This window comes from Mesorhizobium sp. WSM3859, from assembly GCF_002295065.1.
Taxonomy (GTDB): domain Bacteria; phylum Pseudomonadota; class Alphaproteobacteria; order Rhizobiales; family Rhizobiaceae; genus Mesorhizobium.
Genome location: NZ_NSGG01000004.1, coordinates 222846 through 235520, shown reverse-complemented (window position 1 = coordinate 235520; position 12675 = coordinate 222846). Strand labels below are relative to the sequence as shown.

Sequence of the window (12675 nt, the reverse complement as noted above, 5' to 3'; positions counted from 1 at the left end):
TCAAGAAATGGATCGCAAATGGCTATGGGAGGGCCCGCCTGGGAGCGCGCCTTCTCGCTGCATGACGGCGGCAAAGAAGCCGTCGGTGTCGTTGCGCGCGGGCGTCAGCGACAGATAGTCGGGATGGGCTGAATTCGTCAGCTGCGGCGCGGCCTCGTGCAATGGCACGGCGCGAAAAGCGGGATGCGCCGCCAGGAATGCCGCCACCTGCTCCTCGTTTTCCTCTGACACCATGGAGCATGTCGCGTAGACCAGCCGGCCGCCGGGCTTCACCAGGCGCGCCGCGCTCGCCAGGATCCGGGCCTGCAACGACACGAGCTTGTCCAGGCCCTGTTCCTCCGGTGCCCGCCAACGTGCATCGGGATTGCGTCGCCATGTGCCGGTGCCGCTGCAGGGCGCGTCCACCAGCACGCGATCGAAACCACCCTTGTGGCGCTTGATCCACCGATCCGTCTCGCCGGCCAGGAGCCGCGTCTCGATATTGTGCAATCCTGCCTGCCGAAAACGCTCGGCGCCGCGCTTCAAACGGCCTTCCAGGACGTCGCAGGCGACGACATGGCCCTTGTTGTTCATCTGCGCGGCGATGGCCAGCGTCTTGCCGCCGGCTCCGGCGCAGAAATCGACCACGCGCTCGCCCGGCCGGGCATCGACCAGCATGGCGACGAGCTGCGAGCCCTCATCCTGGATCTCGACCTCACCGTTCTTCAGCATCGGCAGGCTCGCCAGTGAGGGGCGCTCATGCACGCGAATGCCGTAAGGAGCGATGGCCGACGGCTGCGCCCGCAAGCCGAGATCCTTCAGCGCGCCAACCATGGCCTCGCGTGTCGACCTGATCGGATTGACCCGCAAATCGAGCGGCGCCGGCGTCAGAAGCGCGGCCATCTCCTGGCCGAACGCTTCCTTGAAACGGCGCCGCAGCGGATCGGCCGCCCAGGACGGGCATTCAACGCGCACCTCTTCCGGCATGCCGGGATGGTCGATCGCGCACCCCCGCAATTTGACCAGCAGCGCGTGCTCGTGGTCGGTCAGCATGGCAGGCGCGAATTTCGCGCCATTGAACAAGCGTTTGACCTGATCGGGCGTGCTGCCTTCCTTCAGCGTCAGCCATGCGAGCAGCCGGTTGCGGGGCCGATCCTCGCGCCCATGCCTGCCCAGCCACCAGCCAAGCCGTGCATGATGTCGCAGAAGCGCGTGGAGCAGCTCTAAAATCCGACCCCGGTCCCTGTCGCCGACATAGCGCCGGGCCCGAAACCAGGCCGAGACGACAGCATCCGCGGGACGCGCGACGCTATCGACTTCATGCATAAGTTCGATTGTGGCTTGCAGGCGGGCGGCAGGGGTCACGGAACGATGATCAGGCTCGAAAACGGCGATATAGGCGATAATGCTGCCGCTGACCATCGTTCGCGCATCCAAGTGCTTGTCCCTTGCGTTCCTGCAGGATGTTGCCGCCATCCACGACAAGCACGGCGCCGTTGACGATAGCATTGCGCTTTGCCGTGAACGCAAGTTGCAGATCGGTCTCGTCGATTTGTATGAGCGGCTGGCCCGCTTGACCTGATCACCGGCATCCACGAGGCGCTCGACTATCTTGCCGGGCACGCGAAAACCGAGGCTGCTCTGCCCTCTCGCCCCTACGATACCGGTAAAGCTGAACGCCGAGCCCGGGACTTGCTCTCCCATCAGCAGACTGACGATCGGAGGTTCCTGCCTCGGATCGGTAACGGCGGCTGCCTGCGTCCGATTGGAAAGTGCCGCGAATCCCAGCGCCCCTGGCCCTGCGATCAGGATGCTGCCCAGCACAATTGCGGGTCTCTTTTTCATGCCCATCGCCTACGTCAAAATAGATTGCGTTCGAACTCTATGTCTATTATAGATTACGAATGAAATCTAAAAAGGGAGATCGATGATGCGGGTGAGTCGCACTCAGGCTGCCCAAAACCGCGAGACGGTGATCGACGTAGCAAGCCGCCTTTTCCGGGAGCACGGCTTTGACGGCATCGGCCTTAAGGATCTGATGAAGGGCGCTGGCCTGACCCAAGGCGCCTTTTACAAGCAATTCGCGTCAAAGGAGGAATTGGAGGCACTGGCGTCCAGGCGGGCGCTGGAGCACGCATCTCGTCGATGGTCGGACGCGGCCGCGAAAAATCGCAAGGACCCGCTTGGTTCAGTAATCGAGTTCTACCTTAGTGCCGGACATCGCGAAGAAAGGATGGACGGGTGCCCGGTCGTGGCGCTGGGCTCGGATGCCGCCAGACAGGGCAGCGACGTCAAAGCGTCTTTCGAAGCCGGGATCAGGAAATACCTTGGGCTGCTCGGTGGTTGGGTTGGCGATGCGCATGGCGAGGACTCCCGCGACAAGGCGATGGCCGTTCTCTCAACGATGGTCGGTGCGGTCGTCCTTTCGCGGGCCGTCAACGACAAGCAATTGTCGAAGCAGTTTCTGCACGCAGCAGCCGAGAGCATACAGGCGGGGCTGGCCGCTGGTCGCCAACGGAGATCGGCCCAATGACAATGGCTTCTCCAACCAAGGGACGACGGATCCGACCGAATTTTCGGCGGCTATTTACTCGGGCGTCTTGGCGCCACTGGCTGGAAGAATTGCGCCGGTTTGAGGAGGCGATCGACACTACCGAGTTGGATCTCCTCGAAAGGCGAGTCAGAGGTCTCGAAGCGCAAGTCTCGGAGTTGCGTGCAAGGGCGAGGCAGCCGTGATGCTCACATCTTCGATTGCGAACTTTTCGGTCCTTTGCACTCCGGGCGGCGAAACGGTCATACAGCTCGGCCTGCTGCCGGCGCCGCGCCAGCCCCGAGCCGCGCCGGTTGGCATCGGAAGAGTGCTGGAATCGAAAGGAGCATAGATGCGGCGGATTGTCGTTACGGGCATGGGCGCCGTCACCCCCCTTGCCGCCAATGTCGAAACGTCCTGGTCCCGCCTCCTGGCCGGCCGCTCGGGCATCCGGAGGCTCGCCGACGAGGTTGTTGGAGATTTGCCTTCGAAGATCGGCGGCGTGGTTCCCTCTCTGGAAGAAGATCCCGAGGCCGGCCTCGATGCCAATGCCTTCGTGGCTCCGAAGGACCAGCGCAGAATTGACCGCTTCATTCTCTTCGCGCTGGCTGCGGCGGAAGAAGCGCTTGCCCAGTCGAGATGGAAGCCGGCCTCGGAAAACGAGCGGGTCCGCACCGCGACGATCATCGCTTCGGGTGTCGGAGGGTTCCCCGCCATAACCGAGGCGGTGCGGACAGTCGACCAGCGCGGCGTTCGGCGTCTTTCGCCCTTCACTGTGCCGTCTTTCCTGGTGAACCTCGCGGCAGGCCACATCTCCATCCGCTACGGTTTCAAAGGCCACATCGGCGCACCGGTGACGGCATGCGCCGCCGGCATCCAGGCGATCGGCGATGCGGCGCGTATCATCCGCGCCGATGAAGCCGACATTGCCGTGTGCGGCGGCACCGAAGCATGCATGAACACCGTTAGCCTAGGCGGCTTCGCGGCGGCACGCTCGCTTTCGACCTCCTTCAACCACCGCCCCGATCAGGCCTCCCGTCCGTTTGACATGTCGCGCGACGGCTTCGTCATGGGCGAAGGCGCCGGCGTCCTGGTCATCGAGGAATTGAGCCATGCGCTTGCGCGCGGCGCCACACCGCTCGCCGAGGTCGTCGGCTACGGCACGACGGCGGATGCGCACCACGTCACTTCCGGCCCCGAGGACGGCGATGGCGCGCGCCGAGCCATGGAGATCGCGATCGCCCAGGCCGGGATTTCGCCGCGCGAGGTGCGTCATCTCAATGCCCATGCAACCTCCACGCCGGTGGGCGACCTGGGAGAAATCGAAGCGATCAAGAGCGTGTTCGGGCACGATTTCGGGATAGCCGTCAGCGGAACGAAGTCGGCGACCGGACATTTGCTCGGCGCAGCCGGCGGGCTTGGCGCGATCTTCACGATCCTGGCGCTCAGGGATCAGGTCGCACCGCCCACCCTCAATTTAAATACCCCCGATCCAGCGGGTGAAGGAATCGACTTCGTCGCGAACCGGGCCCGGCCAATGGAGATGGAGTACGCAATCTCCAACGGTTTTGGCTTCGGAGGGGTCAACGCCAGCGCGCTGTTTCGGCGCTTGGAACGGCCGAGCAGCTCGTGACCAACGCTTTGTTCCCAACCTTTTCGGGTTTCTCCCAACCCCATGCTCACCCAGAGAAAGTGATCTCCATGAACAAGACCAATCCTGGTGTCGCCGTCGTCACAGGGGCATCTTCCGGCATCGGGCGCGTGACGGCCAAGGCCCTGCAGAACGCGGGCTTTCGCGTGTTCGGAACCAGCCGTCGCGCGGTCTCCAAAAAATCCGATGGCATTACCATGCTGACCTGCGACGTGACCGACGACGCGTCGGTGGCGAAGCTGGTCGACGAAGTGCTGGCCCAGGCGGGGCGCATCGACCTGCTTGTCAACAATGCCGGCATGGGCCTGCTTGGCGGCGCGGAGGAATCCTCGACCGCGCAGGCCCAGGCTCTGTTCGACGTGAACGTCTTCGGCATCATCCGGATGATCAACGCTGTGCTGCCGACAATGCGGCGGCAAGGAAAGGGCAGAATCGTCAACTTGAGCTCGGTGCAGGGGTTCATCCCGGCTCCCTATTTCGCGCTTTACTCGTCGACCAAACATGCCATTGAAGGTTATTCCGAATCGCTGGACCACGAACTGCGGCCGTTCGGAATTCGCGTCGCTTTGGTCGAGCCGGCCTATACCCGGACCTCGTTCGAAGACAATCTCGCCAGGCCCGACCAGTTGCTCGATATCTATGACGCCGCGCGCGCCGGCATGACTATAGTCGTGCGAAAGGCTATGGAAGAAGGCGACACGCCCGAAGTGGTGGCCAGCACCGTCTTGGCGGCCGCGACCGATCCAACTCCAAAGCGGCGCTATGCGGCGGGAAAAACGGCCCGCCAGGTCAGCCTCCTGCGTCGTTTCGTTCCCGCGTCAGCGTTCGACAAGAGCCTTCGAAAGCAACTCGGCCTGCCCATCTGAGACGGCATTGGTTTGCCCAAAGGACATCGACCCCCGCTACCATTCCCCGACATTTCTGGCTTTCGCGCTCATCCCTTGCGCTCCTGCAGGATGTTGCCGCCATCGACGACGAGAACGGCGCCGTTGACATAGCTGGCTCCGTCGGACGCCAGAAACAACACGGCGGCCGCGACCTCCCCGGGACTGCCCGCGCGCCCGAGCGGCGTGTTGCGGGCAGCGGCGAGTTCCTCCGGCGTCGAGGCTCCGGTCGCGATCCAGCCCGGCGCCACGGCATTGACGGTGACGCCGCTGCGGCCAACCTCCAGGGCGAGCGCGTGCGTCAGCCCGATCATGCCGGCCTTGGCCGCGGAATAGGCGGCCTCGCCCTCATTGGATACATAAGGCCCCGTCACCGAAGCCATGTTGACGACGCGCCCGTGGCCGCGTTGCACCATGCCGGCCAGGAATCCGCGTGTGCTCAGGAACGCAGTCTTCAGGCTGACGTCGATGCCGCGGTCCCAGTCGCTTTCGCTGAGGTCGAGAAACCGCCGCTGCAACGCCGGCTGGCCGATAGTCCCCATCCCGGCATTGTTGACGAGGACGTCGATTTCGCCGGCCTGCGAGCACAAGCGCTCGACATCGTCCGAAAGCGTCAGGTCGGCCACAACGGCGCGGACATCGAGCCCTTCCGCCAGCAGTTCCCCTGCCCGCTGCTCGACGCGCGCGGACGAAGCGGTGATGACGACCGAAAGGCCGGCCTCGCCCAGCGCACGCGCGACCGCTACGCCGATGCCATCGGCGGCGCCCGCGCCGGTCACCAGCGCCCTGCGAGACTTGCGGAACACGATCATTTCCTCTCCACGATTGGAATGCCGGCATGCCGACGCGGGCAATCATACCCAGGATGAAACCGCCCAGGCTTTTTTCAATAGCCGGCGCTGACGCCGAAATCGATCGAAAGCGCGGCCCCGGTGATCGGCGCCGCGCCCGGCTGGCAGAGATAGTGGATGAAGGATGCGATCTCTTCCACCTGAATGAACCTTGCTTTGTCCCCCTGCGGATAGTGCCCGAGAAGCCGGCGCTTGTAGCCGTCGGGATCGTCCCTACCATAGGTCCTGGCCTGGTATTCGATCATCGGCGTTGCCGTATCGCCGGGGCAAACGGCATTGACCCTGATGCCTTGCGGGGCGAGTTCCAGCGCGAGAGCCTTGGTCAGCAGAACCAGCCCGCCCTTCGAGGCGCAATAGACGGCCGCCCCATTGTTGCCAACAAGGCCGGCGTCGGACGCAATGTTGACGATCACGCCTTGCGCCGCCGACAGATGTGGGACAGCCGCCGAGATCAGGAAGAACGCGCCCTTGAGATTGACGTCCAGCACAAGGTCCCACTGATCTTCCTCGACCCCGCTCGCCGGCCCCTCGAGCCAGACACCGGCGGCGTTGACGAGGATGTCTATGGCGCCGCCCCAGTCCTTGGCCTTGGCCACCACGTCGCGGCAGGCAGCGACGGAGCGGATGTCGAGCGGCAAGCCGACCGCATCCGCTCCGGTCGCGGCAATCTTGGCCACGGCTGCGTCGAGCTTGGGGCCGGGAAGGTCTGCGAGCGCGATCCGCTCGCCGTCGGCCGCGAGGCGCAGTCCGGTCGCAAGACCCATCCCCCCGGCGCCACCGGCGATCAGAACCGTCCTGCCAGCCATTCGACAACCTCCACGCCACGCAGCGCCCGGCAAAGGCAAACCATGTCCCTAAATCACGTCATGGGGCCCTGTCGCATGGACCAGCCAGGTAAAACAATGACTGCAGCAGTTCCGCTGCTCCCCGATCATCCCAGCTCGAGCGTCGTGATGCCGAAAACCGTCGACGGCACGTTGCCGGGTTTGCCGCCCTTGTACATGCGTGTCGTCGCAAAGCCCGGCGTCATGCCGGCAGCCTGAAGCACGGCGGTGAATTGAACCTGGCTGGCCGGCACGTCGATATGCAATGCCTCGTTGCCGATCCGACCCTTGAGGTCCGCCAGCAACGCCAGGGCAAGGTCCGTCCTGTCGGCGAACAGCGGCCCGACCTTGAAACCTTCCCGGCATCGGCGGGCCGCGCCGTAGCCGGCAATGCCGGCCGATCCGCCACAGAGCAGTGCAATCCGGGGCTGCCGCAGCCACTCCCGGAGGAAGGCTTCCCGCGGCGCCGGGAAACACTGGTGGTCATAGGCAAGTATCCCGGCCATGTCGCCGGCCGCCACCGGCCGTATGTCGCCACCCCCCGGCAATCCGGCGGGGCGGCCGCTGTAGCGCACGGTCTCGTAGACGGGCACGAAGCCCATGCGCTGGTAGTTGGCCCGCTGCTCGGCCACCCCGTCGAGACCGATGATGCGGTTGCCGAGGCGTGCCATGCCGGCATCCCAGACCGCCTTGCCATGGCCTTCGCCCCGCCGGTCGGACCGGCAGATATAGAGACCGATGAAGCCGAAGCCCGGGCCGTATGCGACGGCCGAAATGCCGGCCACCATCTCTCCGTCGACGAATGCGCCGATGAAACTGTCCGGATCGGCTGTCCTGAACGCCGCAGCGTCGCCGATGCCTGGGTTCCAGCCCTCTCCAGCCGCCCAGTCGACGAGCGTTTCCACTTCGCTGGCGGTCAGTGTCCGGATTGTTCTCGGCATCTTTTCACCCGGGCGGCCTCGGCAAACGGCGTCAAGGCATCAGGATAGGTAGCCGCTTCCACGCTGCAAAGTCCACACGAGAACCTCAGTTCACCTTCGATTACCCGCTGGCGCCCATCACCTGCCGGCGCCCTGCTCAGCCGAGGCCAGGAGACGGTGGAGACCATGCCCATGGCTCGGCAGAACGCGGCCTTGTCGAAGCGGGGATCCTCGGCGCAAAGCGTTGCCACCGCCGATGCCGCGCATCGGGCGCCAGACCCTGTCCTTGTTTCTTCTTTCCCGGGAAAGCGCTCCCCCCAGCCCCGATGGCGCGGAACCTATGCCTGCTCGACGGGACTCGTCAATTCAACGCAGGCTGCGGGCCGGACTATTATTGGGACGGGTTTCCCGAACCGATGCAAAGAGTTAGCAACAAACGCACCGCTTGATCGTTCGTTGTTCCAATAGGCAACTGGACACAACCGGCGAAGATTGGGAATCTTCATTTGTCGTTGCGTGGAATCGCATGGAGTACCGCAGGAAATGCCGCTGAGTGCCGCAGAGATCGTCCGTCATCCGGCAGCGCTTCGCAGTGTGCAGGAACAGTCGCGCGCGCTCATCCATGTCTACGAAACGACCCCGCGGCTGGCCGCCGTCTTCGCCACCCAGCAGCGCTGGCTGCTCGCTCATGTCGGCCTGGCTCTGCATTTCCGGCGCGATCCGAACGATCGCCGTACCGAAATGACGATGGCGCGGTTCATCGAGGTCGTGCGCCGCAATTCCGTGGCCAGCCGCAACACGGCCGAGGCCTTCGTCAAGGAGATGCTGCGCTACAACATTGCCGAGTATATTTCGGCCAGCGGTGACGGCCGCGCCCACCCCATGCGGGTCACCGAGGGCACCATCGAGACCTTCACCGGCTGGATCCACGCGCATCTGAGGACGCTCGACCGCATAGACGGCGGAAACCGGCTGACGACCTTCCTCGATCGACCCGGGATGCTGTCCAGGCTGCAGCCGCTCATCGCCGACGGACTGCTGGCCAGCGAGGGCGTGCGGGAGCCTGGGCGGACTTTCTCGTTGTTTATCTGGCTGAACAATGGCGGCATCGTCATGGACTGGCTGATGTCCGGTATCGATCCGGAGGACGTTCATCTCGACAGGATACCGACCAGCGTCATCTCGGTCAGTGAATTCGCGCACTGGCTGAAGCTGTCGCGCACCCATCTGGCGCGGAAACTCAACGATGGCGAGGCGCTTGGCAGCATCGGCTGGGTCGGCCAGCGCGGCCATTCCGTCATGTGGGTTTCACGCCAGTTCTTCGACGAGTACATGGCGGTGCAGACGTCCAAGCTCGCCGTCGTCGACCTGGCGTTCGAGGGTAGTTTGTCCCAGGCGGACGAGAGCTGACCGGCGCAAACGGTCGCTTCTCGGATCCAGCCGACAAATACCGCTGGTTGCGCTGGCAGGCGCCGGCCAAAACTGCTATCCGCATCCGCATATTGCGATATTTGGCCGAGTCTGGGGGGATGGCGCTGAACTTCGAAGACATTGTCGGTCATCCGGCGCTGAATGCCGCCGTCCAGGCACAGGCCCGGGCGATGCAGCAGGCCTATGAAGGAAACCCACGCGCGTCCTCGGTCTTTGCCACCCAGCAGCGCTGGTTGATGGCGCATATCGGTCTTGCTCTGCATTTCCGCAGGGATTACTACCGGAAGGAACTGACCGCCGCGCGTTTTGTCGACGTCACCGTTCAGCATGCTGTGGCAAGCCGCAACACCGCCCATGCCTTCATCAAGGAAATGCGGCACTATGATTTCATCGAAGTCGGGCCGATGGCCGACGACGGCCGCATTCGCCCCTTGCACCTGCCCGCCATAACCCTGGAGCCGTTGATCGGCTGGATTCACATGCATCTGAGCACGCTTGATGCTCTTGACGGCGGGAGCCGGCTGGAAACATTTCAGGCACGGCCGCAAATGCTGGCGCGGTTGCAGCCGCTGATCGCGGACGGGCTGATCTCCTCGGTGCCGGTGATGCGGGAGCCGCAACAGACTTTTTCGCTGTTCACATGGCTCAACAATGGCGGCGTGGTCATGGATTGGCTGATCGCCGGCGTCGACCCGCAAAATGCCGGTCAGGAGCGCATCCCGACCGGCGTGCTGTCGATCGGCGACTTCTCCAGACGGCTGAAGCTGTCGCGTACCCACCTTGCGCGCAAGCTGCGCGACGCCGAGGTGCTCGGCAGCGTCGGGTGGCTCGGGCAGCGCGGTCATTCCGTCATGTGGATCTCGAAGGAATTCTACGGCGAATACCTCACCGCGCAGGCGGTCAAGCTCGCCATTATCGACTCGGCTTTCGCCGCCTGCATGGAGCAGGCAACCGGCTGATCGCCAGGCGTTCTATCTGGCCTTCAGGATTGCGGAGAAACGCGGATCGAAGGCCCGGCTGATCGGTTCGGCCGCGGCGCCAACCGCTATCGCCCAGGGATCGGTGGTGCCGAGCTGCAGCCGCGGCAGGCGGCGGTCGGGCCGGTCCGCGATCGACGGCAGCAGCGGATGCATGGCCTGAAGCAGGAGCCGGGCCAGCGCCTCGGGCGCGCTGCTGGTGAGGATGACGGTCTGCGGATCGAAGATCGTCTCGATCAGATGCACGCTCCAGCGCAGGTCGGACGCGGCTCTTTCGACCCAACCCAAGACCCGGAGGTCCTGCGCTAGCGCCAGCGCGCCGAGCTTCTCGTAAAGCCCCCTCTCGGCGGGATCGAGGCCGAGATGCTGGTAGAGCGAGGCGAGCGAGGCACGGTGCTCGAGCGGCGTCGAGCCGGGCCCTGCCGGCGACAGCAACGCCCTGCCGATCTCGCCGGCATTGCCGCTGCCGCCATTGTAAAGCTCGCCATTCAGGATCAGCCCGGCGGCGATGCCGTAGCCGACATAAAGGCAGACCGCGTGATCGACGCCATGCGCGGCGCCGACGATGCGCTCCGCCGTCGCGCAGGCCGCCGCGTCGTTCTGCAGCCCGACATTCAGTCCGGTGCCGGCGGCAAGCGTCTCCAGCAGCGGGAATTGCTGCCAGGCGGGCATCATCCATTTGTCGTCGGATTCCTTCAGACCGAACGGCCCCGGCATGGCGACGCCAAGGCCGACCAGGCGCCATTCGGACTGCGCCGAAATGCCGGCCAGCTCGCGCCTGACATCCGCGATGAGGCCGAGGATGGTCTGGACCCCAGGAGACGGTTCATCGAGCGGCAGGTTGGCCTCGGCGCGCGCCATCACGCTGCCGACCAGGTCGACCACCACCACCCGCGCCAAATGCCGGTCGATCTGCAGTCCAATGGCAAAAGCGCCTTCGGGCACCAGCCGATAGGGCGTGAAAGGCTGACCCCTGCCCTTGCGCACCGCATCCAGGGCCACGACCAGGCCGTCCCGCTCCAGATCCTCGATGATGTTGGAAACCGCCTGCTTGGTCAGCTGCGTCGCCCGCGCCAGGTCGGCGCGTGACAGCGCACCATTGAGCCGCAGCGCCTCGATCATGACGCGGCGGTTGTGCGCGCTGGTACCTTCCTGGTTGGTACCGCTCTTGGCCCGGATCGGGTTGATGTCGTGCACCGTCGTTTCCCCTCTTGACTCCATTAAAGGATTGATCGACTAATTAAGTCAAGCGAATTGACTTAATGGTGAGAACGGGCGATTTGAAAACAAGCCCGGCAGATCTGGTCACACGCGATTGGGAATTCGAGGAAGCGGCACAAGCCTCTGCCGCCCACTCGCAGCCGTCGAAAATGGGAGAAAGACAAATGCTGAAATCGATCGGTAAGACACTTCTGGGCGCGGTGTTCGTCGGCGGACTCTTCGTCCCGCACGCCTTCGCCGAAACCACGCTGAATGCGCTCTTCATGGCCCAGGCCGCCTATAGCGAGGCCGACGTCCGCTCCATGACCGAGGCCTTCACCAAGGCCAATCCGGACATCAAGGTGAACCTCGAATTCGTCCCCTATGAAGGCCTGCACGACAAGACCGTGCTCGCTCAAGGGTCGGGCGGCGGCTACGACGTGGTGCTGTTCGACGTCATCTGGCCGGCCGAATACGCCACCAACAAGGTGCTGGTCGACGTCTCGTCGAAAATCACCGACGACATGAAGAAGGGCGTGCTGCCCGGCGCCTGGACCACGGTGCAATATGACGGCAAGTACTACGGGATGCCGTGGATCCTCGACACCAAATACCTGTTCTACAACAAGGAAATCCTCGAAAAGGCCGGCATCAAGGCGCCGCCGAAGACCTGGGAAGAGCTTGGTGAGCAGGCCAAGATCATCCAGGACAAGGGCTTGCTGAAGACGCCGATCGCCTGGAGCTGGGCACAGGCCGAAGCTGTGATCTGCGACTACACCACGCTGGTCAGCGCCTATGGCGGCGATTTCCTCAAGGACGGCAAGCCGGACTTCCAGAATGGCGGCGGCGCATCGGCGCTGAAATACATGGTCGATAGCTACAAGTCCGGCCTTACCAATCCGAACTCCAAGGAATTCCTCGAAGAGGACGTCCGCAAGGTGTTCGAGAACGGTGACGCCGCCTTCGCGCTGAACTGGACCTACATGTACAACATGGCCAACGATCCGAAGGACTCCAAGGTCGCCGGCAAGGTGGGCGTCGTGCCCGCGCCGGGCGTTGCCGGCACCAGCGAGGTCTCGGCCGTCAACGGCTCGATGGGTCTCGGCGTCACCGCTGTCTCGAAGCATCCGGACGAGGCCTGGAAATACATCGAGTTCATGACCTCGCAGGCGACGCAGAACCAGTATGCCAAGCTCTCGCTGCCGATCTGGGCTTCGTCCTATGACGACCCGGCCGTCACCAAGGGCCAGGAAGAGCTGATCGCCACCGCCAAGCTCGGCCTCGCCGCGATGTATCCGCGCCCGACCACGCCAAAATACCAGCAGCTGTCGACCGCTCTGCAGCAGGCCATCCAGGAATCGCTGCTCGGCCAGACGACGCCGGAAGACGCGCTCAAGACCGCCGCCGAAAACAGCGGCCTCTGATCTG

At 64.1% G+C, this 12675-nt stretch carries 12 protein-coding genes; 7 read left to right on the top strand and 5 right to left on the bottom strand.

The window, feature by feature from the left end:
• A complete protein-coding gene (locus CK230_RS11065) occupies positions 1–1305 on the bottom strand; it encodes an RsmB/NOP family class I SAM-dependent RNA methyltransferase (protein ID WP_210201475.1) in 1305 nt (434 codons plus the stop codon).
• Positions 1306–1384: 79 nt separating this feature from the next.
• On the opposite strand from CK230_RS11065, the gene CK230_RS33070 reads away from it, so the two are divergent.
• The 4 genes from CK230_RS33070 to CK230_RS11045 all read left to right on the top strand — a co-directional run bounded on the left by CK230_RS33070 (position 1385) and on the right by CK230_RS11045 (position 5026).
• Positions 1385–1561, top strand: a complete 177-nt coding sequence (locus tag CK230_RS33070) for a hypothetical protein (RefSeq protein WP_176480072.1) — start codon at positions 1385–1387, stop codon at positions 1559–1561.
• 348 nt (positions 1562–1909) lie between these two features.
• Positions 1910–2512: a TetR/AcrR family transcriptional regulator gene (locus CK230_RS11055; protein ID WP_095817488.1), complete on the top strand. Its 603-nt coding sequence runs from the start codon at positions 1910–1912 to the stop codon at positions 2510–2512.
• A gap of 349 nt (positions 2513–2861) precedes the next feature.
• On the top strand, positions 2862–4142 hold the full coding sequence (gene fabF, locus CK230_RS11050) for a beta-ketoacyl-ACP synthase II (RefSeq protein ID WP_095817203.1): 1281 nt from the start codon (positions 2862–2864) through the stop codon (positions 4140–4142).
• Between the two features lie 68 nt (positions 4143–4210).
• Positions 4211–5026: an oxidoreductase gene (locus CK230_RS11045; RefSeq protein WP_095817202.1), complete on the top strand. Its 816-nt coding sequence runs from the start codon at positions 4211–4213 to the stop codon at positions 5024–5026.
• Positions 5027–5094: 68 nt separating this feature from the next.
• On the opposite strand, the gene CK230_RS11040 is transcribed toward CK230_RS11045, so the two are convergent.
• The 3 genes from CK230_RS11040 to CK230_RS11030 form a co-directional block, all read right to left on the bottom strand.
• Entirely contained in the window at positions 5095–5850 is a 756-nt protein-coding gene (locus CK230_RS11040; RefSeq protein ID WP_245429881.1) for an SDR family NAD(P)-dependent oxidoreductase, read from the bottom strand.
• An 80-nt stretch (positions 5851–5930) separates the two neighbouring features.
• Positions 5931–6701: an SDR family oxidoreductase gene (locus CK230_RS11035; protein WP_095817200.1), complete on the bottom strand. Its 771-nt coding sequence runs from the start codon at positions 6699–6701 to the stop codon at positions 5931–5933.
• Between the two features lie 125 nt (positions 6702–6826).
• Positions 6827–7660, bottom strand: a complete 834-nt coding sequence (locus CK230_RS11030; RefSeq protein WP_095817199.1) for a GNAT family N-acetyltransferase — start codon at positions 7658–7660, stop codon at positions 6827–6829.
• A 522-nt stretch (positions 7661–8182) separates the two neighbouring features.
• Between CK230_RS11030 and CK230_RS11025 the strand changes: the two genes are divergently transcribed.
• Both CK230_RS11025 and CK230_RS11020 read left to right on the top strand, forming a co-directional pair.
• On the top strand, positions 8183–9049 hold the full coding sequence (locus CK230_RS11025; protein WP_095817198.1) for a hypothetical protein: 867 nt from the start codon (positions 8183–8185) through the stop codon (positions 9047–9049).
• 119 nt (positions 9050–9168) lie between these two features.
• Entirely contained in the window at positions 9169–10029 is an 861-nt protein-coding gene (locus tag CK230_RS11020) for a hypothetical protein (protein ID WP_095817197.1), read from the top strand.
• Positions 10030–10041: 12 nt separating this feature from the next.
• Here the strand turns inward: CK230_RS11020 and CK230_RS11015 are convergent, their stop codons facing one another.
• Positions 10042–11244 carry an ROK family transcriptional regulator gene (locus CK230_RS11015; RefSeq protein WP_095817196.1) on the bottom strand — a complete coding sequence of 401 codons (1203 nt, stop codon included), beginning with the start codon at positions 11242–11244 and terminating at the stop codon, positions 10042–10044.
• Positions 11245–11432: 188 nt separating this feature from the next.
• Between CK230_RS11015 and CK230_RS11010 the strand changes: the two genes are divergently transcribed.
• Positions 11433–12671, top strand: coding sequence for an extracellular solute-binding protein (locus CK230_RS11010; RefSeq protein WP_095817195.1), 1239 nt, complete (start codon positions 11433–11435; stop codon positions 12669–12671).
• The last annotated feature ends 4 nt before the right edge of the window (positions 12672–12675 follow it).